Here is a 26,176-nt window from a genome sequence, read left to right as displayed (position 1 = left end):
CGGCTTTTCAGCGCTCCGGATTGTCGGCATTGGCGAGCGGCGATGGGCGACCGTCCGGGCGGTCCTGTCCCTCGCGCTGATCGCTGTCTTCCATGTCCTGGTCGACGAGATAGGTGTCGGAGCCCAGCCGGTTCGCCTCGCGGCGTGCGTCGGGGCGGATCGCGGCGCCGGCTGGCTCGGCGAGCTTGCGAACGCCTTCCTCGCGATGGTTTTCGCTGTCTGAGGTCATCGTCTTTCTCCATGATTGTATTCAGGGATTACGTTCAGGCTTGTCCTCTCTGCCGAACGGGCATGTGATCGCTTCGTTCCGACTTGCGGTGGCAAAACTGGTTCCAGGGGCAGGTCATCGTGTTGCAATGGTGGTTACGAACTGCTCTATAAGCACAGCCTTGAACAATTTTCGACGCAACTTCGAAAGGGCGCACGGCTTGGCAGTCTGGGGTCCCGATATGGTGTTACGCTGGTTCCGGACCATTCAAATCGGGAGTGTCCTGATCCCGGTCGTGGGTGGACTGATCTGGGGCGGGATCGCCTGGCAGGAGCAGAAGGCGATCGCGACCGATCATGCGGTCGACACGGTCACCCTTGTCCGCCAATATTCCCAGCGCCTGATCGAGACCGAGCTCATCAAGCATGGTGCGGCCCGCAGCCGGGTCAACGATGAGCCGGCAGACTTCCTGCGCTCGGAGGCGTTTCACGGCTTTCTCGCCGATCTTGATGGTCGCCAACCGGACAATTTCGGACTGGTGGTGATCAGCGAGGAAGGGCGGATGCTGGCCTCGAGCCGTGCCTTCCCGGTCGACATGGACATGGGGTCTCGCGACTATATCGACGCGATCCGGGGTGGCAGTCGGCTCTTCATCGACCGGATCAAGCTGGAGCCGGGCGGCGAGGACGCGATCATCGTCGCGACACCCTTCGTCACCAATGATTTCCGCGGCATGATCGTCTCGTCGATCGCGACCGATACCAGCCGCACCTTCCTGCGCGATGTCGCGTCACAGGAAAATGAGGCGGCTTCCCTCACCCGCGACGATGGCAAGCTCCTGGTGCGCCAGGTTCCGGCCGAGCCGATCGTTCTTGCACCCGACACACCGGCGCGGCAGAACATGGCGATCAGCAATGAAGGTGTCTACGAGGCGCTGGCGGTCTCCGACGGTATCCGGCGCATCTACGCCTTCAGCCGGCTCGGCGGCATACCCCTCGTCGCCAATTTCGGCGTGCCGATCGACGGTATCCGTGCAGCCACCATCCGCAGCGCGCTGCCCGTCTGGCTGTTGATGCTGGCAATTTGCGCCTTCACGCTGGTTGCGACGTCGCTTGCCAGACGCAGCATGCTGGTTCAACGCGAAAGCGACCGGCAGGCGCTGAAGCGAGCCGAGGCGGAGAACCTTGCGCATCAACGGGCCGAGCTCGTGCGCGAGATGAACCATCGGATCAAGAACAATCTTGCGCTGGTGACGAGCCTCATCAACATGCAGGCACGGCGCGGCAGTGTCGACGTGCAGGCGCTGCAGATGCGGGTCAGGGCGCTGGCCGAGGTGCATGACCTGCTCTATCGCTCCAGTCACGGCGAGAAGATCGACCTCGGCGAACTCCTGACCCGCGCCTGCGATCCGGCGACGCTGGTGCCGGAAGATCGGGCCATCACACTCGACGCGGTTCTGCCGAGCGGCATCCTCCTGCCTGCCGACCGGGCCTCCCCGCTGGCGCTTGCTGCCCTGGAACTGGTGACCAATGCCGTGAAACATGCCTTTTCCGACAGGGAGAGCGGCACGATCCGCCTGACGCTTAAAGCCGAAAACGACGGCCGGGCCCGCCTCACCATCGCCGATGACGGCATCGGCATGGATGAGGAGACCACACGCCGCTCCGGCACCCGTCTCGTCGATGCCTTCGTTGCGCAGGTGGGAGGCGAGATCTCCCGCGAGATCGATGGCGGGACGCGTTACGTGATCCGGTTCAGCCTGTGAGGGAAGCCGCGTCGGGGGTTCCGCGACTCCCCTCGCCTCCCCTCAGAGCGTCATCTTTTCCTTCGGATGCGGGCTGTCCTCATAGGCGCCCCAGATCGACTGGTCGAAATTGATCGTGGCGCCGGTCATCAGGCCGCTTTCCTCAGACGACAGATAGGCGCAGGCACGGGCGACCTCGGCCGGATCGACGAGGCGACCGAAGGGCTGGCGGGCGGCCGCTTCCTTCAGCCAGTCGGCCGGCGCGCCGTGATATTCCCGCTGGATGCGATCTTCGCCGTCGCTCGCCATCCAGCCGATATTGAGCGCATTGCAGCGGATCCGGTTTTTCAGGAGGCCGAAGGCGACATTGCGGGTCAGCGTGTCGAGCGCGCCCTTGGAGGCGCAATAGGCGGCGATGAAAGGCTGGCCGGCCATCGATGACATGGAGGAGATGTTGACGATCGTGCCCTCGATACCGTCGCGCAGCATCAGCTTCACCGCATCCTGGATGAGGAAGAAGGGCGCGCGAGTGTTGATCGCGAACATGCGGTCGAACAGCGCCTCGTCGGTGTCGAGGATCGTGCCGCGATCGGTGATGGCAGCGACATTGACCAGCGCATCGATGCGGCCGAATTTTTCGTCGGTCGCGGCAATCACCCGGCGGCAATCAGCGACCTCGCCGAGATCAGCCGAGACGAAATACACCGGGGTGCCGTAGCGCTCGGTGATCTCACGGGCCTTCGCCTCGCCCTTGTCGCGGCTGCGGCCGCAGATGACGAGGCCCTTGGCACCGCGCTCGGCAAAGAGCCGCGCGACCTCCGCGCCCAAGCCTTGCGTGCCGCCGGTGACCACGGCGATCTTGTTGTCCAGTCTTCCCATTGTGGTCCTCATGCCCTGCGCTTGGCAGCCTGTGTCTCGACGAGCGCTGCGAAGGCCTCCGGCTCCATGCCCGCCTCGAGTGCTTCCGTCATCATGGTGTTCTGCGTTTTCGGCGCAAGGCCACCGACCGGCGGATCGCTGTCGAGATTGGTCGGGAAGGCATAACCTTCCGCGGTGGCCGCAATGGCATTGGCGATTTCGGCAGAAGTCAGCGTGCCCGTCCTGTGGGCAGCCAAAAGCGCGGGATAGACGGCCTTGCACATGGCGTCGCGGTCGACGCTCTCCATGGCGCGGCCGAAGGCGGAGGAGACCTGCAAGAGGTTTGCCATGCGCCAGATATCGGTCGATACGTTGTTGCCGGCGCCGTGCATCAGGGCCGGATTGAAGAAGACGGCGTCGCCCTTCGACAGCGGCAGTTGCACGTGGCTCTCGGCAAACACTGCCTGGAATTCCGGCCGGCCGAAGGCGAGGTAGCCTTCGAAGAAGCTCTGCGAATAAGGCAGGAAGAGCGTCGGGCCGCTTTCGACCGGCATGTCGCAATGGGCGACCGCACCCTGCAGCGTCAGAAGCGGCGAGACCGCGTGGATGTGGCCCGGATAGGCTTGCATCTGCTCCGGCGACATGAAGCCGAGGTGATAATCGCGATGCGGGACCTGCGCCTTGCCGCCGGGGTTCACGCGGTTCATCTGCGCGGTCATCTGATAGCCGCGGCCGAGCCAGGCTTCCGACGCCATGGCGATTGCGTCCGAGGCATAATAGCGGGCGAAATTGTCGGGGTCGGCGAGCGCGTGTTTCTGCAGGGAGTTCCAGATGCGGTCATTGGCGCCGGGTTTGGCGAAATGGTCGGCGGCCGCCTTGCCGCCTTCCTTCTCGGCCTTGACGATGGCGTTAAAGACTTCGGTGGCGCGATCGACGACCGCAAGATCGGCAATGGCATTTTTAATGACGATGACGCCGGGGCCGGTCGTGAAGACCTCGACCCATTCTGCCATCAAGTCGCAGCGGGCCTCCGGATCGCGGGCGATGTCGCGCACGGCCGACCCATCATAAAGGAGCACGTTCTTCTCGACGCCGCTCGCGAACGGCCAGTCTTCGCGCCTGGTCTTCTGAGCCACCAGCGCCTTGAAGGCCTCGATGTCGCCGGCCTCACTGTCGAGCCAGACCTTGTCGCGACGACGACTGGTCAATGTTCTCTGGTCCATGGTTTCCTCCCGAAATCCTCATCCCGCTTGACCATAGTCAGGCGAAGGGCGAGAAATGAGCGGCAAAACACCTCAAAAACACCTCAAGGCCGAAGCCATGCGCCCGCCCTTCCCGCTCAAGGACATCGCCCTGCAATCGGGCCTCAGTCTCGCCACCGTCGATCGGGCGCTGCACGGACGTGGGCATGTGGCAAAAGCGACGGGACTTCGCATCGAGGCGGCGATCGCCGAACTGGAGCGGCAATATGCCGAGGCACGCATCGCGGGGCGGCGCCTCGTCATCGACGTCGTCATGGAAACGCCGCAGCGATTTTCGAATGCCGTGCGTGCGGCCTTTGACGCCGAGCTGCCGGGCATGCGGCCGGCTTCGCTCTCGGCGCGCTTTCACGTGGCCGAGACCATGGAGGAGCGCGATCTTCTCGCCATCCTCAAGCGCATTCGCCGGCGCGGCAGCCATGGCGTCGTCGTCAAGGTGCCCTCGACGCCGGCGATTGCGGCGATGGCAGCCGAGTTGATGGAAAGCGGCATTCCTGTGGTGACGTTGGTGACCGATCTGCCTGGAAATGTGCGGCAGGGTTACGTCGGCATGGACAATCGGGTGGCGGGCGCAACGGCCGCCTATCTGCTCGCGCGCATGGCGGGGCCGGCTCAGGACAAGGTGCTGGTCACGCTATCGAGCGTCCGTTTTTCCGGCGAGGAGGAACGCGAGCGCGGCTTTCGCGACGCACTTGAAAAGGACGCGCCGCATCTGGGCATCGTAACGATTTCAGAGGGCTTCGGCGTCGACCGCACGACGGAGCGGCTGGTGAAGGCGGTGCTGGTCAGCCATCCCGAGATCCGCGCCGTCTATTCGATCGGCGGCGGCAACCGGGCGATCCTGCGCGCGTTCGCCGAGGAGCGGCGCCGGATCGATGTCTTTGCCGCCCATGATCTCGATGCAGACAATCGCGCGCTTTTGGCGGAGGGTCGCCTGACCTTCGTCATCCATCACGACCTGCGCCAGGACGCCCGCAGCGCCTGTCAGATGGTCATGGCGCATCACCGCATGCTGCCCCGGGATTTCCAGGTGGCACCATCGCGGGTGGCGATCGCCACGCCGCATGAGGTGATGTGAGATCAGGCGCCGCTTGTCTCAAGCAGCCCTGCTCATGGCCTGCTGCGACTGTGCGCCTTTCGCGCCTGTCGTCTGGAAGCGGGATACCATTGTGTAGAGTTCCCGGGCGCTCTCCGAGAGGGAGGCTGCCGTGGCACTGGCTTCCTCGCCGGTCGCGGCACTCTGCTGGGTCACCTTGTCGAGCGTGTTGATGGCTCCGTTGATTTCGCTGATCCCCTGCGACTGCTCCCGGGCAGCAATGGCGATCGCGTCGACATTCGAATCGATTTCCTGGACCTGGTTGACGATGGACTGCAAGGCGTGTCCGGTCTTGTCGACGAGGCTGACACCGTGTTGGACGGCATCAGACGCCTTGGCAATCAGGCCCTTGATATCCTTGGCCGCACTTGCCGACCGCTGGGCGAGTTCGCGGACTTCCTGGGCAACGACGGCGAAACCCTTGCCGGCTTCCCCGGCTCTTGCAGCCTCGACTCCGGCATTGAGGGCCAGCAGGTTCGTCTGGAAGGCGATCTCGTCGATGACACCGATGATGTTCTCGATTTCCTTCGAGGAACTGGCGATTTCGCCCATGGCGGCAGTCGCCTGCTTGACGACGAGACCGGAGCCTTCCGCATTGGAGCGCATCTCGCCAACCAGCTTCATGGTTGCCTGTGTGCGGCCCGTCGTATCCTTGATCGTGGTGGTGATCTCGTCGAGGGCTGCGGCGGTCTCTTCGACCGTGGCCGCCTGACGCTCGCCATTCGTGGCTATGCCATTGGCGACATCATTGATGACGGCGGCATTGGCCGAGAGCATCTGAACCGCCTGCACGATTCCGCTCAATGTGCGGTCAAGTGCTTCGGCGGCGGTGTTGACGTCAAGCCTCGTATCCTCGAGGACCGGGTCGAGCGGGTCTCGCAGCCGGACAGTCAGATCCCCATCGGCGAGCCGCTTGATGGCCGCGCCAATTATCTTAACTGCCCGCATGCGACCACTGATATCGGTGGCGACCTTGATCACCCGATAGACCTTGCCGCGGGAACTGAACACGGGCGTATACGCCGCTTGGATCCAAACCTCGCGTCCTCCTTTCCCGTAGCGGACGAAGTTGGACGCCAGAAATTCACCGGCGCGAAGGTTTTCCCAGAACTGGGTGTAATCGGATGTGCGCGCATATGTCGGTTCACAGAACATGCTGTGATGCTTGCCGATGACCTCCGACCGATCGTAACCCATAGCCTTCAGGAAGTTGTCGTTGGCCTCGACGATGGTGCCGTCGGGTTCGAATTCGATGATCGCCTGCGATTGATCGATGGCGCGCAGCCGATTGTTGTCGTGCAGGGCGACGATCTTGGTCTTGGTGATGTCCGTTGCGATCTTCAGAATTCGGATCACCCGGCCGCCATGGAAGACCGGATTATAGGTCGCCTCGATCCAGACGTCCTCGCCAGTCTTGCTCTGGCGGCGGAACTGGCCACCCTGAAATCGTCCCGCTGACAGTTCCGACCAGAAGCGCTGATAATCCGGCGACTGACGGATGGCGTCTTCGCAAAAGATGCGATGATGTTTGCCGACGATCTCCTCGAGCTTGTATCCGAGCGCGTTGAGGAAGTTCTCGTTGGCGTCGAGGATCGTGCCGTCAGGCGCAAACCAGATCATGGCCTGCGCATTGGAGAGGGCTCTCATGTCATCGGCAAGTTTGGTCGCGTGGAGGTAGTCCGTCAGCATGTTCGTGCCTCTCGAGATTCAATGAATACACCAAAGCACCCGAAAATTAATGTTTACTAAATGAACCCACGCGCCACTGCTAAATTTGATAAACGCCAAGAATGTGCGACCGGAAGAATGCAACTGAAAAAGGCCAACCGCGCTGGTGCTGCGGCTGGCCCCTTGACCTAATCATTTGGTGGAAGGATGTTCAGGATAGGCCCGGGAAGGGCCACCAACATCTTCGCACGCCTGCCCGATCCGCGAAGTTTACTTCAACCCTCAGGCGGCCCTGCCCATGGCGTGCTGAACCTGTCCGGGTTTCAGCGCCGATGTCTGGAAGCGGGAGACGAGGCCGTAGAGATCGCGGGCGCCATCGGCGAGCGAGCTTGCAGCGGCGCTTGCCTCTTCCACGGTCGCGGCACTCTGTTGGGTTACCTTGTCCAGCATACCGATCGAGCCGTTGATCTCACCGATGCCCTGCGCCTGATCGCGAGCAGAGACGGAGATCGCATCGACATTGCCATCAATTTCCTGCACCTGATTGACGATCGATTCCAGTGCGTGGCCGGTCTGATCGACCAGGGCGACGCCGTGACTGACGGCATTCGCCGACTTGGCGATCAGGCCCTTGATGTCCTTGGCAGCGCTTGCCGAGCGTTGGGCGAGTTCGCGAACTTCCTGGGCAACGACGGCAAAACCCTTGCCGGCCTCGCCTGCTCTTGCTGCCTCGACGCCGGCATTGAGCGCCAGAAGATTGGTCTGGAAGGCGATCTCGTCGATCACGCCGATGATGTTTTCGATCTCGCGCGAGGAGCCGGCGATCTCGTCCATCGCCGATGTCGCCTGGGTGACGACGGTGCCGGAGGCCTCGGCATTGGCACGGGTTTCGCTGACGAGGCGGGTGGTGGCAAGCGTGCGGCTGGTCGTATCCTTGACCGTGCGGTTGATTTCTTCGAGAGCCGCTGCCGTCTGCTCGACCGTTGCGGCCTGGCGTTCACCGTTTGCAGCGATGCTGTTGGAAACGTCGCTGATTACGGCAGCGTTTTCCGACAGCGCCTGGGCGGCCCGGACGATGCCGGTCATGGTTTCGTCGAGGGCCTGAGCTGCGGTGTTAACGTCGAGTCTCGTCGCTTCCAGAACCGGATCGAGCGGCTCGTTCAGACGCACGGTAAGATCGCCGTCTGCCAGACGCTTGATCGCCTGGCCTATGATCTTGACGGCGCGCATGCGCGGGCTGATGTCCGTGGCGACCTTGATCACCTTGTAGACCTTGCCACGCGAATTGAAGACGGGCGTGTAGGCCGCCTGAATCCAGACCTCGCGGCCGCCCTTGCCGTAACGGACGAAATTGGACGAGATGAACTCGCCGGCGCGCAGACGCTCCCAGAACTGGGCATATTCGGTGGTCTCACCATAGGCCGGATCGCAGAACATGCGGTGATGCTTGCCGACGATCTCGGCTGCGTCATAGCCCATGGCTTTGAGGAAATTGTCGTTTGCCTGGACAATGGTGCCGTCGATCTCGAATTCGATGATCGCCTGGGACTGATCGATCGCCCTCAGCCGGTTGCCGTCGTGCAGGGAGGCGATCTTGCTCGCCGTGATGTCGGAGGCGATCTTCAGGATGCGCACCACACGGCCGCCGCTGAAGACCGGATTATAGGTGGCCTCGATCCAGACATCGTCGCCCGACTTGCTTTGGCGGCGGAACTGGCCGCTCTGGAAGCGGCCGGCGGCAAGATCCGACCAGAAGCGCTGATAGTCCGGAGAATTGCGGATCGCTTCCTCGCAGAACATGCGGTGATGTTTGCCGACGATCTCGTCCAGGCTGTAGCCGAGCGTCTTCAGGAAATTCTCGTTGGCATGAAGAATGGTGCCGTCCGGCGAGAACGAAATCATCGCCTGCGCCGTGGAAATCGCCCTCATGTCATCGGCAAGCTTATTCGCGTTCAGGTAGTTCGACAGCATCTTGGCCCCCAAGCGTGGATCACTGCGTCAATCAAACCTGCGTTATGTTAACGCGCGCTAAATGGGAGCGCGTGTTTCGCCACAAATGACGAACGTTAAGCGGGAAATTGGGCCAAGGGACCCAAAAATGGTTGAATTCGGAATTCGTGATAAAGCCTAATACACAGGGCCACCACCATTTTTGAGGGGTATGAATTGATGAAATCCCCTCACCCATGATCCGGCTGCGCCGGCGTTAACCCTTGTTCCAGGCATGGAACAATCTGCTATCTGGCAGTGCCATGAAAAAACCGCCGGATCTGCACCCGGCGGTTGATGACGCATTTTCTGACGGAAAGAGCGATCAGACGAACTGGCTGAGGCCCGGGACCGAGGCCACGACCTCGTCGACCACGTCGGCGCCGGCATATTCGCGGGCGACCGCCATGGTTTCCTTGGCGAGCGTCGAGATCTCGCCCATGCCGAGGCCTTGCGACATCAGCTGCTGGCCGAGGCCCATGATGCCGCCGCCGCCGATGGCGCTCATCAGGCCGCCGAGCAGACCGCCGCCGCCTGCACCTTCGCCATTGTGCTTGGCGACCAGTTCAGCGGCACCCGGGATCGCTTCGATCATGCGGGCGACCGGGCCGTCGGCTGCTTCGCGCTGCAGGAAGCCGAGCATCATGCCAAGCGCGGTTTCGGCCTTTTCCTGGGAAATGCCGACATTGTCGGCGATGCGGGTGACGATTTCGCTCATCTTCGGAGTCCTCCTGAGGCGATTTTGACGTTAACGTCAACGTAATGGATGTTCATCCCGAACTCAAGCGGTCCGGCCATGGCGCAGCGAAATTTGCCGGGGACGGCACAGGAATGCGACCGCATCGCCAAGCGTACCGAAACGGGACGGTCGACCGTTGTCGATGTTCCACAGTCCACCTATAAGAGCAAGCTGAAGTGTTGGCGACGCAGGGAGAAACGTCCGCATGCTGCAAGAAGGTTCGCTTTATCTCGGCACCAGCCGCAACCCGGACGACAGCCTGAACAAGGCGGAATATCTGGCGCTGAAGTACGGCAACCGCCACGGCATCATCACCGGCGCAACGGGGACCGGCAAGACCGTGACACTGCAGGTGCTGGCCGAGAGCTTCTCCGAGGCCGGCGTTCCCGTCTTTGCCTCCGACATCAAGGGCGACCTTTCCGGCCTTGCCGCCATGGGCGAGCCGAAGGACTGGATCACCCAGCGGGCAGAGCAGATCGGCTTTACCGATTATGCACCTGCCGAATTCCCCGTCATCTTCTGGGATCTCTACGGCGAAAAGGGTCATCGCGTTCGCACTACGGTGGCCGAGATGGGACCGCTGCTCTTGTCGCGGCTAATGAATGCATCGGAAGCGCAGGAAGGCGCGCTCAACATCGCCTTCAAGATCGCCGATCAGGGCGGACTGCCGCTGATGGATTTCAAGGACCTGCAGGCGCTGCTCAACTACATGGCCGAGCATGCGACCGAGCTCTCGAGCCAATTTGGCCTGATCTCCAAGGCCTCGATCGCGACGCTGCAGCGCGGGCTTCTGATCCTCGAGCAGCAGGGGGCGGAAAATTTCTTCGGCGAGCCGGCGCTCAAGGTGACCGACATCATGCGTACCACCCATGACGGGCGCGGGGCGATTTCGATTCTCGCTGCAGACAAGCTGATGATGAACCCGCGGCTCTATGCGACCTTCCTGCTCTGGCTGCTTTCGGAGCTGTTCGAGGAGCTGCCGGAAGTGGGCGATCTCGACAAGCCGAAGCTGGTCTTCTTCTTCGACGAGGCGCATCTCTTGTTCAACGACGCGCCGAAGGTCTTGATCGAGCGGGTCGAGCAGGTGGTGCGGCTCATTCGCTCCAAGGGGGTCGGCGTCTATTTCGTCACGCAGAACCCGCTCGACGTGCCGGAAACCGTGCTCGCCCAGCTCGGCAACCGCGTACAGCATGCGCTTCGCGCTTATACGCCGCGGGAACAGAAGGCGGTAAAGACGGCAGCGGATACCTTCCGTCCCAACCCGGCCTTCGATTGCGCAGAGGCCATCACCCAGCTCGGCATTGGCGAGGCGCTGGTGTCGACGCTGGAGGCCAAGGGCATTCCCTCCATGGTCGAGCGCACGCTGATCCGGCCGCCATCTGCCAAGGTGGGACCGATCGACGATGCAACGCGGCAGAAGGTGATGAACCTTTCGCCCGTCGCCGGGCAATACGACATCGATCTCGATTCGGAATCGGCCTACGAGATCCTCTTGGCACGGGCGAAGAAGGCCGCAGACGCAGAGGCTGCCCGGCGCGCGGAGGAGGAGAAGGCCAAGGGCGGCGACAGCGCGGCCGGTCGATGGACGCTGCCCGGCTTCGGCGACGAGCCCGAAGAGACGCAAAACAGCCGCAAGACGACAACGACGAAACGATCCGGCGGCTATCAGCGCGAGACGGTGATCGAGGCCGCCATGAAAAGTGCTGCACGCTCGGTTGCGACCTCGGTTGGCCGCGCTCTGGTTCGCGGGATCCTGGGAAGTCTTCGCCGGTGAAAACTTGCATTTTTCTCGCGCGCCACAAGAACTGAGTGACGAAAGCTCGCCGTTATCGGCGGGTTTTTGTTCACTTCCGCGCAACCATCCCTGATATATACTGAACACTGGTACAATTCGCGGACCTGTCTCCGGGAATCCATGGGGTCGAGCTTGGACAGCAGTCTGGATCACGTCGTTCTGGTCAACAATGCAAAGCGCGCGCTGGAACGCGGACGCTTCGAGCTCACCTATCAGCCGATTTACTCCGTCGATCAACGGGAAGTGGACAGTGTCGAAACACTGCTGCGCTGGCGCGTTGCGCCGGGCCGGCTGGCGGCCGCGCAGGATTTCCGCTCGGTGTTCCGGGATCCCATGCTGTCGCTGTCAATCCGCGACTTCGTGCTGACGACGACGCTGCGCCAGGCGGCGCGCTGGCGGGCCGAGGGCCACGACATGGGGCGCATCAGCGTCAATGCCACGGCCTTCGACCTTTGTGCCGGGGATTTCGCCCTGCGGCTCACCGACATGGTGCAGGGCTTCGGCCTCACTCCCGACATGCTGGAGATCGAGGTGGCGGAGCCGGCCTTCTATGGACCGCTGGCAAAGTCTGTAAGCCTTGCGCTCGAAGCCTTGCACTACTGCGGCTTTTCGCTCGCCATGGACAATTTCGGCGCGACCCATGCCGGGCTTGCCGCGCTGCGCAACCACAGCTTCCGGCGCCTGAAGATCGACCATTCGCTGATGCGCAGCGCACTTACCAATGCCGTCGACAAGGCGATCGTGCGCCATGTGATCGCACTTGGCCATGATCTCGGCATGATCGTCACGGCAGCGGGCGTTGAGAACGAAGACCAGATGGAAATCGCCGTGCAGCTTGGCTTTGATAGCGTGCAGGGCTTCTTCGTCTGCTTCCCGAAGGAAGCCGAGCTTCTGCCTCGCGTCTGTCACGTATTGAACCTGCAAGGCCGCACCGGCTGAGCCTCGCCCCTGCCCTTCCGCCCTCCTTCACGAGATGGCAGGAGGCGTCATGACCCTGCTGATCTATCCCCTCGCTGCGCTTGCCGAAATCGCCGGATGTTTTGCCTTCTGGGCCTGGCTTAAGCTTGACCGCTCGCCGCTCTGGCTGGCGCCCGGCCTCGTCGCGCTTGCCCTCTTCGCCTGGCTGTTGACGCTCGTGCCCTCTGACGCGGCAGGCCGCGCCTATGCCGCCTATGGTGGGGTCTATATCGCGGCTTCGCTCGCCTGGCTCTGGCTGATCGAGGGGCAACGGCCGGATCGGTTTGACCTCACGGGCGCTGCAATCTGCCTGATCGGGGCTGCGGTGATCCTGCTGCCGCAGCGGGGCTGAGCGAAAAATCCCATAGATTGGCAGGATGCCGGCTTGCGGAATTTCCGTATATACATAAACTATGATGATCGTCTGGGACGAACCGAAGCGGCAGCAAAATCTGGCGAAGCACGGCCTCGACTTTGCCGAGCTCGATGAGCGCTTCTTCGTTGGTGCCAGCGTCCGTCCGGCAAAATCGGGCCGGACTATCGCAATCGGTGAGCTGAACGGTCGGATCGTTGTTGCAGTGATCTATACGCCTTTGGGCCGCGAAGCGCTGTCGATCATTTCCATGCGCCCGGCCAGCCGGCGGGAGAGGAGCCTCATATGAGCGGGAAGTTTTCGTCCAAGAGACCGCTGACAGACGAAGAAGAGGCGGAGATCCAGGCGATGATTGCGTCTGATCCCGACAATCCGGAAATCACAGAAGAAGAGTTGAAAGAGTTCCGCCCCTTCCGTGAGGTCTTTCCGGATCTCGCCGAGGCAATCGACCGCAAGCTCGGCCGGCCGAAGGCAGAGAGCCCAAAAAAGGCGATCAGCATCCGGCTCGATCAGGAGGTGATCGACCGCTTCAAGGCAACAGGCGACGGCTGGCAGTCGCGGATGAACGAGGCCTTGCGCAAGGCGGTGGGGCTGTGAGCCCCCTGCCCGGCGACCCGCGCTTCGCAATGCTTGTCGATGAGGGCCGCCCCAATCAGGATGCCATTTCGATTGCCCAGGAGACGCCGCGCCAAGCAGGTGTGATCCGACTGCTTGAGCTGTCAAACGCCTATGCGGCTTCGCTCTATCCAGGCGAAAGCAACCACATGGTTCCGCTTAACGAACTTGAGGAGGCCAAAGTCTCCTTCTTCGTCGCACGCTCCGGCGAGGCGATACTTGGTTGCGCCGCCCTTGTCGGTCATGACGATGGCAGCGCCGAGATCAAGCGGATGTTCGTCGATGAAGCCGCTCGTGGGCTGAAGCTCGGCAAACAATTGCTGCAGGCGCTGGAGGAAAGGGCGTTGCAGCGCAACATGTCGGTCATTCGGCTTGAAACGGGGATCTATCAGCCCGAGGCGATCGGGCTTTACCGAAAGGCGGGTTATCGGGAGATCCCGCCCTTTGGCGCCTACCAGCCCGATCCGTTGAGCCTGTTCATGGAGAAGCGACTGAACGGTTGAGCTAATCGCTCACCAACTCCTCCACCCCTCCACCAGCATCAGCACCGCCACCGCGACCAGCAGCCAGCCGGCGGCGCGGCCGATCCATATGGTCACCTGCGGTATCGAGGTCAGCGCATCTCTTCCTTTGGCGGCGGCGAGCGCGAGACCGCCGTAGACGGTTGCCTGGAGCAGCAGTGTGAGCGCGCCCATGACCAGCGCTTGGCGCCAGAATGGGCCGTACTCGGGGCGCATGAATTGCGGGTAGACGGCGAGGATGAAGAGCCAGGCTTTCGGGTTCAGCAGGCAGGTAATCAGGCCCTGGGTGAAGATGCGGGCCGAGCGGTGCAGTTTTGACGCCTCGATACCGTCGATGACGATGGCGCTTTTGGCGAGCGTGTAGCCGATCCAGATCATGTAGGCGGAGCCGATTACCAGCATGGGGCCGGCAAGCTGCGGCACTAGCGTCGAGAGGGCCGTAACGGCAACTGTGCCGAAGAGGGTGTGGAAGACGCCACCCAACATGATGCCCGAAGTTGCCGCCACGCCGGCCCGGCGCCCGCCGGTCAGGGTATTGGCCATGACGAAGATCATGTCCATGCCGGGCACGGTGATGATGCCGGCTAGAAGAAGCGTGAAGAGCCAGAGGTTTTCGGCGTAGGTCATGTCAGTTGTCCATGCTGCAAAATGGATGGCCGATACGGGTTTCCGCCTGTTTCCAGCCTGTTCGGACATGCTATAGAGAGAGCCAACTGACAGAGCTGTGTCAGTTGCGATGAGGATCTCATCCATGCGCAAGGCTTCCCGGCTGTTCGAGATCATCCAGATCTTGAGGCTCGCCGACCACCCGATAACGGCGCAGCAGATTGCCGAAAAACTGGAGGTCACGCAGCGGTCGATCTACCGCGATATCGCCGCCCTTCAGGCGATGCGCGTGCCGATCGAAGGAGAGCGCGGGATCGGCTATATCCTCAGGCCCGGCTTTCACCTGCCGCCGTTGATGTTCACGGCCGAGGAGACGGAAGCCATCGTGCTTGGCATGGCGCTCACGAAGCGCACGGCGGACCCCGAGCTGCGCGAGGCCTCGGCGCGGGTGATGGACAAGATCGCGGCGGCTGTGCCGGGACCGTTGCGCGAGGCGATCGTCTCACGCTGGCTCTATGCCTGGGGGCGGGTGGCGGAAGCTCCTGAAGCGATCGACTTCTCGATGATCCGTCGGGCGATCCGCGACGAGGAAAAGCTCGATATCGACTATGTCAACGAGCAGCAGCAGGCGACGACGCGGCGGATCCGGCCGATCGCCGTCATCCATTATGCCGAGGCCGAAGTCGTCGTCGGCTGGTGCGAATTGCGCCAAGGCATCCGCAATTTCCGGGTCGATCGGATCAGGGACTGCCGCGCGACGGGGGTGCATTTCCGGCGTGAGGGCGACAGGCTGCGCAAGCTTTGGGTGGCGGGCTGGGAGACGGGTACGAAAAGCTAAGCCGCAGTCTCGTTTCCCATCGCCCTAGGGAAACGCCCGCTGCTCGGCTGAGCAACGGGCGTCCCGATTTTCAGATTTTACTGCAGAGATCAGGCGGCCACAGCCATCCGGCGGGCTTCGCGGAAGGACACAAGGCGGCCGCGGGCTTCGTCCCACAACACGAGCTTCACGCAGGCGAAGCTTTCCTTCAAGGTGATGCGGCTGATCGACTTCAACTCCGGATGGTCGCGCAGAACTTCCGGGAGGCGGTAGAAGGGGATCTTGCTCGACAGGTGATGCACGTGATGCACGCCGATATGGCCGGTCAGCCAGCGCAGGCCCCAGGGCAGATCGTAATGCGAGGCGCCGTGCAGCGCGGCGTGCTGGAACTGCCATTCCGGAGGGTTGGACCAATGGGTGTCTTCGAACTGGTGCTGGACGTAGAAGAGCCAGATGCCCAGTGCGCCGGCAAGCAGCACGATCGGCAGATGCACGATCAGGAAGGCATCGAGGCCGGCGAGCCAGATCATCAGCGCTGCCATGATCACCATGCCGGCATTGGTTGCCATGGTGGAGACCCAGGGCAGAGCGCCATCCTTCATCATGCCGAAGGGCAGACGCTGCTTCAGGAGGAAGACCCAGATCGGGCCGATGCCGAAGAGCACGACCGGATTGCGATAGAGGCGGTAGCCGAGGCGGCCCATCGGGGACAGGGCCTTGTATTCGGCAACCGTCAGCGTGGTGATGTCGCCGACGCCGCGTTCTTCGAGATTGCCGGCGGTCGCATGGTGTTCGGCGTGAGCGCGACGCCAGTAGTCGTAGGGCGTGAATGTCAGGACACCGAGCAGGCGGCCGGTCCAGTCGTCCACCGAGCGACGGGCGAAGAAGGCGCCGTGGCCGCAGTCATGCTGGATGATGAACAGGCGCAGCAGGAAGGCTGCTGCCGGCACGACGAGCACGAGGCCCGGCCAGAAGGCGTATTCGAAGCTTGCCCACGCACCGAGCCAGAGCAGGACGAAGGGCACGAGCGTGACACCGAGCTCGAAGCTCGAGCGCGTCAGGTCCGGTTTGCGATAGGTATTGACGATTTTCAGCCAGGCCTTGGCGTCAGGGGACTCGTCTTCGACGATCTGATCGTCGCGGTAATCGAATGCAGCGCTCAATGGCCGGCCTCCGAAAGGTTGGTTTGATCGGGAAAGGCGGCAGAGAGGCTAAAGACGCCCGATATCGGGGCGCACGACACGGGGCATCCGAAGGAGAGGCCCGCAGCAATTGTCATGGTCGGCTGGCTTTCGTGACTTAGAGATCGCCCGTCACTCCTGGAACGGGTGGCCTCTCCTATCAGATCATGGAGGCCTTGTCGCCATGGAACACTGTCGCTTGTCCGGCTGCGGCATTTCGCCGGCCATTCATTGTGCATGGCGTCCCGGAACGCCTGTGAACCGGGACGCAGGTCTTCTGGTCAGCGACGAGCGGCGCTCATCAGTCGGCCGGCTTCAGTGTTGCGAGGATCTTGCCGACTTCGGGCATGTTCTGGGCTTCGGTTTCCGTGGATGCCCAATAGGTGACGATGGCGATCTTTTCGTCGGAAAGGCCAATAATGCCCACGCCGATCGAGACGGGACCGTCCTTGTCCGTGCCCTTCCAGTCGATGGTCTCGAAAGACATACCGTTCAGCTGGTCCTTTGATTCTTTCTGAGACGCCGGATCTGGCACGACGCCGTTTTCTTCCAGGAAGCCGAAGACGTCGGTCATGACCTGGTCCATGTCTTCGGCGCCTGCAATGTCGAAGGAGATATAGGTGCCGGCGTCAGGAGAGTTCGCCTCGACGCCGTAATCGGTCTCGGTCGGCTGCCAGTCATCCGGGATTTCGACTGACGCGGCCGGCTCGTCGGAGGGGAAGGTAAAACTGCCTGCAAGGGCGGTGGACGCGGTGATCAGGAGGATTGCGGTTGCGGCGAGAAACTTGTTCATCGGAGGGTCCGTTGATGAGGGATGAGACGTGCCAGATGATGGCTTTTTTCAAGCGGCAGGTGGCGCGTTGTCGTAGCAAGCAGAGGTCAAGATCGTCGTACTGTTTTTGCGTGAAACGGCCTACAGCGATCAAAAAATATCAATGCTTCACGATATGATGAAGAAATATTGAAGGAGCGTATTTTACGGCTTGCCACATCACTTTTTCGCCGCGGTGCAAAAGCCGATTTCCGCAATGTTTTCCACTGCTTCCCTCGTGCCTTTCGCTTCGTGAACAGCCTTGAAACAGCGGTTTTCCGGTTTTTGCTTGTGTCGGCGCCATCCTTTCCCTATATTGCCGCCATCGAAGATTGCGAGCGACTTTGTCTACGCGCTTTTAGCGCACGCCAGATTTCCTTCAACGTCGATATACCAGCCGTCGAATGTCTCGGCGGCAAGCCCAACGATTGAAAGGAAATCGTTATGAACACAGGTACCGTAAAGTGGTTCAACAGCACCAAGGGTTTTGGTTTCATCCAGCCGGATGAAGGCTCTGCCGACGTGTTCGTCCACATCTCTGCAGTTCAGCGCGCCGGCATGCGCGACCTCGTCGAAGGCCAGAAGATCGGCTACGACATCGTCCAGGACAAGCGTTCGGGCAAGAGCTCGGCCGACAACCTGCGCGCCGCTTAATAATTTGTCGCTCGCCCCCGCTGATAACGGATCTACCGGCAGTTGGGGCTGAGTGGCGAGGGAAGGTCGGGTCCGCCCGGCCTTTTTTGTTTATCCCGCGATCGAAGCCTTCAGCCGCGATCCATATCTTTGCCCGATTTTGTCGGGATCTTCGCCGGGGCATGGCGCGTTAGCCTGTCGTATCCCCTCCTTCGAAACTCGAAAACAAGCGGGCATCAAAGCCCGGAAAGGAAACGACCGTGCAAGTTCTCGTTCGTGACAACAATGTCGACCAAGCACTCCGCGTGCTGAAGAAGAAGATGCAGCGCGAAGGTCTCTTCCGCGAGATGAAGGCCCGCAGCGCCTTTGAAAAGCCGTCGGAAAAGCGTGTGCGCGAGAAGGCGGAAGCCATTCGTCGCCAGCGCAAGCTTGCGCGCAAGAAGATGCAGCGCGAAGGCCTTCTGCCGGCTCCGAAGAAGGCAGTGCGTACGCGCTAATGACGCTATGATCCGTGCGCCCTCGGGCGCGCGGACCCGCCCTCCCCGCCACGAAGGCGCAACGCAGATTGCGACGCGGGCAGGGTCCAGACATGCCGAGACAGGCAGCCAGGCTGCAGGAAGGATCCGGACATGACCGCCACCAAAGAGACCTTCTTCAAGCCCGAAAAGGTTTCCCCGCAGGACAAGGCCGCCACGACCGACAGCGTTGCCCGCTCGCTGATCGCTCAGGAAGCGACCGCGCGCGAACGCAAGACGGAAACGCTGAAAGCGCTGCGCATGCAACGGGAAGCGCTCGAAGCCGAGCAGGCACCCGCACCGAAGAAGCGTGCCGTGAAAAAGGCCGTGAAGCGCGGCTGAGGCCGCGCCCACGACTGCAACTATCGAATTCGAAGGAAGCCGGAGCCCGCTTGACGCGGCTCCGGCTTCTTTCTTGTCATTTCTGCGCTGCCGTCAGGTTGAAATAGGCGCCTTGCGGGTCCTGACAGGCCGCAATCCAGGAGCCGCCAGGCACTTCGTGGGGGCCGAACATGAGGCTCCCGCCGAGGGACTTCATCTTTTCGATGGCTGCATCAATGGCCGGGACAATGAAGAAGAAGCCCCAGTAAGGTGCCGGGATTTCCGGCGTCTTGGTCATCATGCCACCGATGCCGCGACCACCGAGCTTGAAGGTCTGATAGGTGCCGAGTGGCCCCATGTCGACCGCCACGTCCTTTTCCCAGCCGAATCGGGCGGCGTAGAAATCCCAGACCTTTTCCCAGTCACCGGCCATCAGCTCGTTCCAGCCGACGGTGCCCACACTGCCGGGCGTCGGCCAGCTGCCTTCCGAGCCGTCGTCCATCTTCGGGGTCATGATGCAAAGGACGGCGCCCTGCGGGTCCGCGACCACTGCGAATCGTCCAACGCCTGGGATATCTTCAGCTGGGCGGCAGATCGTGCCGCCATTTGCCGCATAATCGGCAGCCGTCTGATCGACATCATCGACACTGATGTAACCGGTCCAGTTTGGCGGGATGCCCTGACTTTTCATATCTTCCGTCAGAGCCATCATGCCGGCGACGCCGGACGGGAAGCCGGGGACCGCGAACGAGGTGTATGTGAAGCCTTCCATCTCCATATCGGTCGGCTCCCAACCGAGCAGCGGGCCATAAAAGGCCTTGGCTGCGGCCGGATCGGGGGTCATCAGCTCGTGCCAGATGAATGTGCCGTGCATGCGCAGTCCCTCTCTCTTTATCGTGCCCGGCGTCAGCCGATGCGTTTTGCTTCGCTGGTCATGAAAGTATGAAAGCTGCCGTCGGGTTGGCGAACGCTGCCCGAGAAGGTTCTGGTGTCATCATCGATGAAATGGATGACATCACGATAGGTCTCGGTCCGTTCGGGGTCCTGCATGCTCGGCCCCTCGGCCTCGAGCACAAGCGTCTGGCCGTCATCTTCCAGCCATCCCCTGTAGACCCAGAACTTGTCCATCATCGAGCCGATCCAGCTGCCGACATAATGTCCCTCGCGCGGATCGTAACCGAGGGTCATGATCATGGTGGCACGCTCGCCACCATCGCCCATGCCGCCCTCACCTTCCGCGACCACCCAGAGGCCGCCGATGGAACGGACCTTTTCGGTCCAGCGCTTCTCGGGATCGTCGGGATCGTAGCCGTCCATGCCGGTCGAGGTCAGGAAGAGCCAGTCGCCGACCAGCCGGTCGAGGAAGCGGTGATGTTCGGTGGGTTTTGGAAATTCCATGTCCCATCTCCTTCAGTGGCAGCAACCGGCCATCTCGACCGGCTTCTCAGCGTATTCATCCTTGCGCTTGACGAAGCTCAGCGTGCCCGTCTCGTTGCGGCCGAGCGGCGCATGATCGAGGATCATCAGCGTGCCGAGAGCCTCCTCCCCGCCGCGGGCATATTGCGAATAGGTATGGAAGATCTCGCCCTTGTCGTTGCGATAGAAGGCAGACAGGCCGGGCAGTTCGTCGAAGGCCCGGTCGCTGGGCGTCTCGCGGAAATTGTAGTTCACCGAACCGGACGCGAGCTCCTCCTTGGTGAAGGAGACGTGGAAGTCGTAGTTGAAATCACTGCCGCCGGACGAGACCCAGGGGAAATGCCAGTTCATGCGCCGCTTGTAGGCTTCGATCTTCTCAAGCGGCGCACGGGAGACGGTGACGAAGGTGACGTCGTGATTGTTGAGATGCGGTAGCATGCCATCGATATGATCGGCGAAGAAGGAGCAGCCCTCGCAGCCTGCCTCCCAATCGGGATGAAACATGAAATGGTTGATCATCAGCTGGCTGCGACCATCGAACAGGTCAGACAGCGTCTTTTCGCCCGTGGATGACTGAAAGTGATAATCCTTCTCCATGCGCACCCAAGGCAAGGCGAGACGGGCGGCGTTTACCCGGTCGCGCTGACGGGTCAGTTCCTTCTCCTGCTGAAGCAGGGATTTGCGGGCCTTCAGCCACTCCTCCCGCGAAACAACCGAATATTCCATTTTGCTGTTCCTCCTCTTGACATTTACGTTGATATCAACATATTTGGTCCATGTCAAACATGCCCCTGATTCCCTATGCAACAACCATCCATGTCCGAGATAACTGTCTTTGCCTGCATGCCCAGCGTGCGGCGCGCGCGCTCGCTCGCCGCTTCGATCTGGCGCTGAAGCCCGTCGGGCTCACCAATCAGCAATTTTCCCTGATGATGGCGCTCAACCGGCCAGAACCGCCGCCCATGGGACCTGTTGCCAAACTTCTGGCGATGGATCGGACCACGCTGACGGCAGCGTTGAAGCACCTTTCGGCGCGGGGTTGGGTATCGATTGAGCCTGACCCGAAGGACAAGCGGGGCAAGCGCCTGCGGCTGACTGCCGAGGGCGCACTCACGCTCTCAAGCGCTGTGCCGATCTGGATAGACCTGCATGGCGAGATCGAGGCCGGCATGCAGGCCGACCCCTCGATTCTTCGTCGGGGCATGATCGAGATCAGCGCCTGACGGCTGCCTCAGCCGAGACCGAGCGGAAGGGCGACCAGCGGGCCGATCAGCATGACCGTCGCCATGGCGAGCGCGATCCGGTCACGCCCCTCGAAGAGCGGGCCGCGGAAGGCGGATGCAGGGTATCGGTGACGGATCTCGTGGCGCGTGGCTTCCTCGACCGGAAGATCCGGCGACAGGCGGTGATCCTCATAGATTGCATTGGCTGTGGTGGTTTGCATGGTTTCGTCCTCGGTTGTTGGTATGAAAGTCGAACCGGGAACAAAGGCAAAGGGTTCCCCCTCCTCCGCCTGATGCTTGTGACCGCGCTACGCTGACCGCCTGCGGAAACGGCAATCCATGCCAACACCAATGACGGACGCGCGCGCATGAAAAAGGCCGGCGCGAGGCCGGCCTTCGGGCGGTGGATGCATGGGGTCGGCGGTGTGCCGATCAGATGACCGAGACCGGAACTTCCGTCGAGGTGCGCATGGCGTGGCTGTAGGGGCAGACGATGTGGGCGGCGGCGACCAGACGTTCGGCCAGTTCACGCTCCATGCCGGGGATCTCGACCGACAGCTTCACTTCGATGCCGAAGCCGGTGCCATCCTCGCGCGGGCCGATGCCGACGTCGGCATGAACCTTGGCGTTTTCCGGGATCTTCACCTTTTCCTTGCCGGCAACGGCCTTCAGGGCGCCGAGGAAGCAGGCGGAATAGCCGACTGCAAAGAGCTGCTCGGGATTGGTGCCAGTTGCGCCGTCGCCGCCGAGTTCCTTCGGGGTGGTGAGCGTGACATCGAGTACGCCGTTGTCGGAGGCGCCATGACCGGAGCGGCCGCCGGTGGCATGTCCATGTGCGGTGTAAAGAATAGCCATTGGGTGTTCTCCTTGTTTTGCGGTTGGTGAGTTTCTATATAGTACACAATTGAATTGCGCGCAATTGTTTTTTGCGCATTGAAAAGTGCGCCAGTTTTGGCCACTGTGGAAACAATAGATGCCGAAAGGGGTTCATCAAGGGCTATGGACGACGAAACGCTTGAGAAGGAACTGAGGCTGGACAAGCAGCTGTGCTTTGCGCTCTACGGCGCAGCACACGCCTTCACGCGTGCCTACAAGCCGCTGCTTTCCCCGCTGGGGCTCACCTATCCGCAATATGTGGTGATGATGGCGCTGTGGGAAGAAGACGACATCTCGGTGAAGGCGCTGGGTGAAAAGGTCGGGCTTGATTCCGGCACGCTGTCGCCGCTTCTGAAGCGGCTTGAACAGATCCATTACGTCTCGCGCCGCCGGGATGCGGCCGATGAACGCGTGGTGTTCATCACGCTGACGGAGGAAGGGCGCGCCCTGAAGGCCCGGGCGCTGGAAGTCTTTTCCACGCTCGGAAGCCAGATCGGCTGCGACATCTCCGAGATCGAGAGCCTGCGTGACAGCCTCAAGCGCCTGAAGGGGCATCTCGAAGCGATCGACGGGGACTGACGCGACACCGTCCGCGAGGCCTTTTCCGGATGCCTGAGCCCGGCCACATCGCCCGGGAGCAATCCGCAGCCTTGCGCGTTGTGGAACAATGGACAAGGCGCGCAATCTTTTCGACATCGTAAGAAGCCAGCTCTGGCTTCTGCCTCTCATCTTCTCCGGCCTTGCGGCCCTTCTCGCCATCTTGCTGATCAGCTACGGGCATCTCCTGGGGCCTGATGTGGTGCGCGGGGCATGGTGGCTTTACAGCGGCGAGGCCGAGACGGCGCGGCAGCTGCTGAGCAGCCTGTTGTCCGGGTTGATGACCATGACCTCGCTCGTGGTCTCCGTGACCTTCGTCATCCTGACGCTGGCTGCCAACCAGCTCGGTCCGCGACTCATTTCCCACTTCATGGCCGACCGGCAGATCCAGGCCGTGCTCGGCCTGTTCATCGGCACGATCCTCTATCTCATCCTCGTCTTGCGGACCATCTCCGACACGCTGGGCGCGGACGGCGTTCCGCATCTGGCGATCTCGGCCGGCAGCCTGCTGACGGTCATCTGCCTGATGGCGCTGTTGTTCTACATCCACAAGGTGGCGCGGCTGATCATCGCCGACAATATGATTCATGCATTGCACCGCGATCTGATCTCGACAGTCGGCGAGGTTTTGCCCGCCACACCGCCGAGCCATGGCGAAGACGTCGCCCGCTTTGCCGGCATCGGCGAGCCGGTCGCGCTCGGCAAGGTCGGGCATGTGCAGGTGATCGACTATGGCGCGCTGACCCGAATTGCGGCGGAAAAGGATCTGCGGATCGACGTGGCGGTCAGGGCCGGCCAATATCTGCTGTCGCAAGGCGACCATTTCACCATCTTTTCCGGAGCTGGCGGCGATGGGACCGATATCGACGACGAGACGATCGCAGCCTTGCGCGGGTGTTTCACCATCGGGCTGCAGAACACGACGGCGCAGGACCTCGAATACAGCATCCGACAGCTCACCGAAATCGCGGTGCGGGCGCTGTCGCCGGGGATCAACGACCCCTTCACGGCGGTCGCCGTCGTCGACCGGCTGGCGGCCTCCTTCGAGGCGGTGCAGCAGCGTCCCCTGCCCTATCGGCAGTATCACGACGACGACGGTGTCCTGCGTCTGATCGTCAACCGTTCCGACTATCGCCACATGCTGAACACCGGCTTCCGGTCGATCCGCCAGGCGGGCGCCGACCAGCCGCTGGTGCTGATGCGGATTGCCGCCCGGCTTGCCGATCTTGCCCATTCCGTGCGTTCGCCTGACCAGGCCGACGCGCTGCGAGAGCAGCTGGCAGCACTCGAGGAGACGGTGGAGAAGTGCCATTCCATCGAACAGGACCAGGCGTCGATGCAGGCCTATCTCAGCGAGACGAAGACTGTTCTGGCGGCAGTCGGGACTGAGCCGGCCTCCCAGCCGGCATGAAGCCGGCTTTTCCACCTCTCCTGCCGCGTGCCTCCCTGATGCCTTGATTGCCAACGATGAGGGCCAGAGAAGGAGAGCACCACATGACACCATCGAGACCTGTAACCGCCGTCCTGATCACTGCCCAAATCCGGCGTCTCGTTCTGCCGCTGATGCTCTTGGGTGCCGCCCTGCCGGCATCCGGGCAGGCTGCCGATGGAGAGATCATCGCGGCGGCCAAGCGCATGGAGCAGAAGCTTGGCATGCGGGTCGGGCTCTCCGTCATCGACACGGGCCGTGGCACGGTGGTCGCCTACCGGGACGATGAGCGCTTCGCCATGGCGAGCACATTCAAGTCGCTCGCCTGTGCGGCAGCCCTGTCGGGTGGCGATGCGGTGCTTGAGCAGACGACACGCATCACCAAGGCGGATCTGCGGCCGCATTCGCCGGTGACGGAGACGCGGCTCGGCGCGAGCCTCTCCGCGCGAGAACTGTGCGAGATCACGCTTCGGACCAGTGACAATGCCGCGGCCAATGCGATCCTGAAAGTGCTCGGCGGGCCGGCCGAGGTGACAAGCTTCCTGCGCGGCATCGGTGATACGACCACGCGGCTCGACCGTTACGAGCCAGAGCTCAACGAGGCGACACCCGGCGATCCGCGCGACACGACGACGCCGCAAGCGATGGCGCAGACGCTCGAACGCCTGCTCGTCGGCGCGGCACTTGCCCCCGCTGCCCGCGACCAACTCGACGCATGGATGTCCGCCAATGCGGTGGCCGACGGCCTTCTGCGGTCCAGGCTGCCGAAGGGCTGGCAGATTGCCGATCGCAGCGGGGCTGGCGGGCATGGCACGCGTGGGGTGATTGCCGTGGTGCGGCCGCCCGGGGCTCAACCGCTCGTCATTGCGATCTACCTGGACGGCAAAACGCATCCGTTGAAGACGCGGGACGCAGCGATTGCCGAGATCGGTGAAGCGGTCTTTGCGGGATATGCGCGATGATCGCTTGTCACAACCTCTGGCCCTGCATCGCCCTCGTCCTTGGCCTTGCCAGCCTCACTTTGCCGGCGCATGCCGAAGGTCAGGAGGCCGGCACGACGGCGGAAGCGCGCTCCGACTGGCAGCGGAAGAAATGCGACGTCTATCGCCAAGCCTTTGCCGAGATCCTCGACCATGTGGGACGCGAGGGTGTCTCTGAGGCGTTCATGGCCCAGAACCAGGCCTTCATCGACAGCGGCTGCCTTGCCGATGTCGATGCCTGTCCTGAGACGGAAGCCGATATCGAGGTCGCGAATGGCCTTACCATCGCCAGCATGAATGCAGGCGCTGCGAGCTCGTTCAGCCCGTTTCGCTGTCGGGAATAAACCGCGTCAATCCGCCGTCCCAGCGAGGGCCTGGAATGAGGAACCGATCCCGCTGCGAAGGGTTGTCCTTAGGTCAACTGCGGCCGCTCCACCTTCGGTGGACGTCGCACAGACCATCAAGGAGAATGTCCATGCAAGTACCGCAGAATGCCGTGATTGCCGTCGCCGATGGCGAGAAGCTGAGCCTTTTCGAGAATGAGGGCAATGCGCTTGATATCAAGCTGAGGGCCATTCCGTCAGACGAGATTGACGGTTCGAAGATCCCCTCAGGCTCCCGCCATTCCAGCAGTGCCGCCAATCCCGATGACAGCCAGCAGGACGAGGACGGCTTCAGCAACGGCATCACCGAGATGCTGAACAGGCAGGTTCTCGACGGCAAGATCAAGAACCTGGTGATCATCGCGGCACCTCGGACCCTCGGCGAGATGCGCAAGAACTACCACAAGCAGCTCTCGGCTGTGCTGATCGGCGAGCTCGACAAGGACCTGACCGGCCATTCCGTGCAGGCAATCGAGAAGGCCCTTGAGGCCGCTTGATCACGCCAAGCATTTGAGACCCCATGATGTAGAGAGGCCCCGCCGTCACCGGCGGGGCCTTCTTTTTGT

At 62.0% G+C, this 26,176-nt stretch carries 33 protein-coding genes; 19 read left to right on the top strand and 14 right to left on the bottom strand.

Going from position 1 to position 26,176, the window contains the following annotated elements; translation table 11 throughout:
• Window positions 1-7: 7 nt before the first annotated feature.
• Window positions 8-229 carry a hypothetical protein gene (locus tag ACQKP1_RS05895; RefSeq protein WP_427274565.1) on the bottom strand — a complete coding sequence of 74 codons (222 nt, stop codon included), beginning with the start codon at window positions 227-229 and terminating at the stop codon, window positions 8-10.
• Between the two features lie 220 nt (window positions 230-449).
• On the opposite strand from ACQKP1_RS05895, the gene ACQKP1_RS05890 reads away from it, so the two are divergent.
• Window positions 450-1,973: a sensor histidine kinase gene (locus ACQKP1_RS05890; protein ID WP_427274564.1), complete on the top strand. Its 1,524-nt coding sequence runs from the start codon at window positions 450-452 to the stop codon at window positions 1,971-1,973.
• Between the two features lie 42 nt (window positions 1,974-2,015).
• On the opposite strand, the gene ACQKP1_RS05885 is transcribed toward ACQKP1_RS05890, so the two are convergent.
• Window positions 2,016-2,843, bottom strand: a complete 828-nt coding sequence (locus ACQKP1_RS05885; protein WP_427274563.1) for an SDR family oxidoreductase — start codon at window positions 2,841-2,843, stop codon at window positions 2,016-2,018.
• Window positions 2,840-4,033 (bottom strand): phytanoyl-CoA dioxygenase family protein, encoded by a 1,194-nt coding sequence (locus ACQKP1_RS05880; protein WP_427274562.1) that lies wholly within the window; start codon window positions 4,031-4,033, stop codon window positions 2,840-2,842. The genes ACQKP1_RS05885 and ACQKP1_RS05880 overlap by 4 nt, the downstream gene beginning before the upstream one ends.
• A gap of 55 nt (window positions 4,034-4,088) precedes the next feature.
• On the opposite strand from ACQKP1_RS05880, the gene ACQKP1_RS05875 reads away from it, so the two are divergent.
• Complete coding sequence (locus tag ACQKP1_RS05875; RefSeq protein ID WP_427274561.1) at window positions 4,089-5,147, top strand: LacI family DNA-binding transcriptional regulator; 1,059 nt, start codon at window positions 4,089-4,091, stop codon at window positions 5,145-5,147.
• An 18-nt stretch (window positions 5,148-5,165) separates the two neighbouring features.
• Here ACQKP1_RS05875 and ACQKP1_RS05870 read toward each other — a convergent pair whose 3' ends face one another.
• From ACQKP1_RS05870 to ACQKP1_RS05860, 3 genes are all read right to left on the bottom strand, one after another.
• The gene (locus ACQKP1_RS05870) at window positions 5,166-6,854 is read right to left on the bottom strand and encodes a methyl-accepting chemotaxis protein (protein WP_427274560.1); all 1,689 of its coding nucleotides are present in this window, start codon (window positions 6,852-6,854) and stop codon (window positions 5,166-5,168) included.
• Window positions 6,855-7,115: 261 nt separating this feature from the next.
• Complete coding sequence (locus ACQKP1_RS05865; RefSeq protein WP_427274559.1) at window positions 7,116-8,804, bottom strand: methyl-accepting chemotaxis protein; 1,689 nt, start codon at window positions 8,802-8,804, stop codon at window positions 7,116-7,118.
• A 343-nt stretch (window positions 8,805-9,147) separates the two neighbouring features.
• Window positions 9,148-9,540 carry a DUF937 domain-containing protein gene (locus tag ACQKP1_RS05860; RefSeq protein WP_076395111.1) on the bottom strand — a complete coding sequence of 131 codons (393 nt, stop codon included), beginning with the start codon at window positions 9,538-9,540 and terminating at the stop codon, window positions 9,148-9,150.
• Between the two features lie 226 nt (window positions 9,541-9,766).
• Between ACQKP1_RS05860 and ACQKP1_RS05855 the strand changes: the two genes are divergently transcribed.
• From ACQKP1_RS05855 to ACQKP1_RS05830, 6 genes are all read left to right on the top strand, one after another.
• Window positions 9,767-11,335, top strand: coding sequence for a helicase HerA-like C-terminal domain-containing protein (locus tag ACQKP1_RS05855; RefSeq protein WP_427274558.1), 1,569 nt, complete (start codon window positions 9,767-9,769; stop codon window positions 11,333-11,335).
• A 153-nt stretch (window positions 11,336-11,488) separates the two neighbouring features.
• Entirely contained in the window at window positions 11,489-12,295 is an 807-nt protein-coding gene (locus tag ACQKP1_RS05850) for an EAL domain-containing protein (protein ID WP_246753942.1), read from the top strand.
• A gap of 49 nt (window positions 12,296-12,344) precedes the next feature.
• Window positions 12,345-12,665: a YnfA family protein gene (locus ACQKP1_RS05845; RefSeq protein ID WP_427274557.1), complete on the top strand. Its 321-nt coding sequence runs from the start codon at window positions 12,345-12,347 to the stop codon at window positions 12,663-12,665.
• A 61-nt stretch (window positions 12,666-12,726) separates the two neighbouring features.
• On the top strand, window positions 12,727-12,975 hold the full coding sequence (locus ACQKP1_RS05840) for a BrnT family toxin (RefSeq protein ID WP_427274556.1): 249 nt from the start codon (window positions 12,727-12,729) through the stop codon (window positions 12,973-12,975).
• Window positions 12,972-13,283 carry a BrnA antitoxin family protein gene (locus ACQKP1_RS05835; protein ID WP_203013833.1) on the top strand — a complete coding sequence of 104 codons (312 nt, stop codon included), beginning with the start codon at window positions 12,972-12,974 and terminating at the stop codon, window positions 13,281-13,283. Before ACQKP1_RS05840 ends, ACQKP1_RS05835 begins: the two co-directional genes overlap by 4 nt.
• 29 nt (window positions 13,284-13,312) lie before the next feature.
• Window positions 13,313-13,804, top strand: a complete 492-nt coding sequence (locus tag ACQKP1_RS05830; protein WP_203019954.1) for a GNAT family N-acetyltransferase — start codon at window positions 13,313-13,315, stop codon at window positions 13,802-13,804.
• A gap of 9 nt (window positions 13,805-13,813) precedes the next feature.
• On the opposite strand, the gene ACQKP1_RS05825 is transcribed toward ACQKP1_RS05830, so the two are convergent.
• A complete protein-coding gene (locus ACQKP1_RS05825; protein WP_203013832.1) occupies window positions 13,814-14,449 on the bottom strand; it encodes a LysE family translocator in 636 nt (211 codons plus the stop codon).
• Window positions 14,450-14,573: 124 nt separating this feature from the next.
• On the opposite strand from ACQKP1_RS05825, the gene ACQKP1_RS05820 reads away from it, so the two are divergent.
• Entirely contained in the window at window positions 14,574-15,266 is a 693-nt protein-coding gene (locus tag ACQKP1_RS05820) for a helix-turn-helix transcriptional regulator (RefSeq protein ID WP_427274555.1), read from the top strand.
• An 89-nt stretch (window positions 15,267-15,355) separates the two neighbouring features.
• Here ACQKP1_RS05820 and ACQKP1_RS05815 read toward each other — a convergent pair whose 3' ends face one another.
• Window positions 15,356-16,408 (bottom strand): fatty acid desaturase, encoded by a 1,053-nt coding sequence (locus ACQKP1_RS05815; protein WP_427274554.1) that lies wholly within the window; start codon window positions 16,406-16,408, stop codon window positions 15,356-15,358.
• A 319-nt stretch (window positions 16,409-16,727) separates the two neighbouring features.
• Window positions 16,728-17,219, bottom strand: coding sequence for a histidine kinase (locus tag ACQKP1_RS05810; protein WP_427274553.1), 492 nt, complete (start codon window positions 17,217-17,219; stop codon window positions 16,728-16,730).
• 168 nt (window positions 17,220-17,387) lie between these two features.
• Between ACQKP1_RS05810 and ACQKP1_RS05805 the strand changes: the two genes are divergently transcribed.
• The 4 genes from ACQKP1_RS05805 (at window position 17,388) to ACQKP1_RS05790 (ending at window position 18,727) form a co-directional block, all read left to right on the top strand.
• Window positions 17,388-17,669, top strand: a complete 282-nt coding sequence (locus ACQKP1_RS05805; RefSeq protein ID WP_427274552.1) for a hypothetical protein — start codon at window positions 17,388-17,390, stop codon at window positions 17,667-17,669.
• A gap of 12 nt (window positions 17,670-17,681) precedes the next feature.
• Window positions 17,682-17,891, top strand: a complete 210-nt coding sequence (locus ACQKP1_RS05800; protein WP_006727165.1) for a cold-shock protein — start codon at window positions 17,682-17,684, stop codon at window positions 17,889-17,891.
• A gap of 239 nt (window positions 17,892-18,130) precedes the next feature.
• Window positions 18,131-18,367: a 30S ribosomal protein S21 gene (gene rpsU, locus ACQKP1_RS05795; RefSeq protein WP_054151125.1), complete on the top strand. Its 237-nt coding sequence runs from the start codon at window positions 18,131-18,133 to the stop codon at window positions 18,365-18,367.
• Window positions 18,368-18,499: 132 nt separating this feature from the next.
• Complete coding sequence (locus ACQKP1_RS05790; RefSeq protein WP_006727163.1) at window positions 18,500-18,727, top strand: hypothetical protein; 228 nt, start codon at window positions 18,500-18,502, stop codon at window positions 18,725-18,727.
• 76 nt (window positions 18,728-18,803) lie between these two features.
• On the opposite strand, the gene ACQKP1_RS05785 is transcribed toward ACQKP1_RS05790, so the two are convergent.
• From ACQKP1_RS05785 to ACQKP1_RS05775, 3 genes are read right to left on the bottom strand one after another with little or no spacing between them, the layout of a single operon-like run.
• Window positions 18,804-19,580 carry a VOC family protein gene (locus ACQKP1_RS05785; RefSeq protein ID WP_427274551.1) on the bottom strand — a complete coding sequence of 259 codons (777 nt, stop codon included), beginning with the start codon at window positions 19,578-19,580 and terminating at the stop codon, window positions 18,804-18,806.
• 32 nt (window positions 19,581-19,612) lie between these two features.
• On the bottom strand, window positions 19,613-20,104 hold the full coding sequence (locus ACQKP1_RS05780) for a DUF1579 domain-containing protein (protein WP_427274550.1): 492 nt from the start codon (window positions 20,102-20,104) through the stop codon (window positions 19,613-19,615).
• A 12-nt stretch (window positions 20,105-20,116) separates the two neighbouring features.
• The gene (locus ACQKP1_RS05775; RefSeq protein WP_427274549.1) at window positions 20,117-20,848 is read right to left on the bottom strand and encodes a DUF899 domain-containing protein; all 732 of its coding nucleotides are present in this window, start codon (window positions 20,846-20,848) and stop codon (window positions 20,117-20,119) included.
• A gap of 50 nt (window positions 20,849-20,898) precedes the next feature.
• Here ACQKP1_RS05775 and ACQKP1_RS05770 point away from each other — a divergent pair, with 50 nt between their 5' ends.
• Window positions 20,899-21,345, top strand: a complete 447-nt coding sequence (locus ACQKP1_RS05770) for a MarR family winged helix-turn-helix transcriptional regulator (protein ID WP_427274548.1) — start codon at window positions 20,899-20,901, stop codon at window positions 21,343-21,345.
• Window positions 21,346-21,353: 8 nt separating this feature from the next.
• Here ACQKP1_RS05770 and ACQKP1_RS05765 read toward each other — a convergent pair whose 3' ends face one another.
• Entirely contained in the window at window positions 21,354-21,566 is a 213-nt protein-coding gene (locus tag ACQKP1_RS05765; RefSeq protein WP_427274547.1) for a hypothetical protein, read from the bottom strand.
• 211 nt (window positions 21,567-21,777) lie between these two features.
• Window positions 21,778-22,200, bottom strand: a complete 423-nt coding sequence (locus ACQKP1_RS05760) for an organic hydroperoxide resistance protein (RefSeq protein ID WP_427274546.1) — start codon at window positions 22,198-22,200, stop codon at window positions 21,778-21,780.
• A 144-nt stretch (window positions 22,201-22,344) separates the two neighbouring features.
• Here ACQKP1_RS05760 and ACQKP1_RS05755 point away from each other — a divergent pair, with 144 nt between their 5' ends.
• From ACQKP1_RS05755 to ACQKP1_RS05735, 5 genes are all read left to right on the top strand, one after another.
• A complete protein-coding gene (locus tag ACQKP1_RS05755; protein ID WP_427274545.1) occupies window positions 22,345-22,800 on the top strand; it encodes a MarR family winged helix-turn-helix transcriptional regulator in 456 nt (151 codons plus the stop codon).
• 88 nt (window positions 22,801-22,888) lie between these two features.
• Window positions 22,889-24,229 (top strand): DUF2254 domain-containing protein, encoded by a 1,341-nt coding sequence (locus ACQKP1_RS05750; RefSeq protein ID WP_427274544.1) that lies wholly within the window; start codon window positions 22,889-22,891, stop codon window positions 24,227-24,229.
• An 83-nt stretch (window positions 24,230-24,312) separates the two neighbouring features.
• The gene (bla, locus tag ACQKP1_RS05745) at window positions 24,313-25,209 is read left to right on the top strand and encodes a class A beta-lactamase (protein ID WP_427274543.1); all 897 of its coding nucleotides are present in this window, start codon (window positions 24,313-24,315) and stop codon (window positions 25,207-25,209) included.
• The gene (locus ACQKP1_RS05740) at window positions 25,206-25,571 is read left to right on the top strand and encodes a hypothetical protein (protein ID WP_427274542.1); all 366 of its coding nucleotides are present in this window, start codon (window positions 25,206-25,208) and stop codon (window positions 25,569-25,571) included. Before bla ends, ACQKP1_RS05740 begins: the two co-directional genes overlap by 4 nt.
• A 131-nt stretch (window positions 25,572-25,702) precedes the next feature.
• Window positions 25,703-26,107: a host attachment family protein gene (locus ACQKP1_RS05735; protein WP_427274541.1), complete on the top strand. Its 405-nt coding sequence runs from the start codon at window positions 25,703-25,705 to the stop codon at window positions 26,105-26,107.
• Window positions 26,108-26,176 lie beyond the last annotated feature (69 nt).

This window comes from Allorhizobium sp. NPDC080224, assembly GCF_050281005.1.
GTDB lineage: Bacteria > Pseudomonadota > Alphaproteobacteria > Rhizobiales > Rhizobiaceae > Allorhizobium.
Note: the sequence above shows the minus strand (reverse complement) of the source record. Positions and strands in the feature narration are given on the sequence as shown.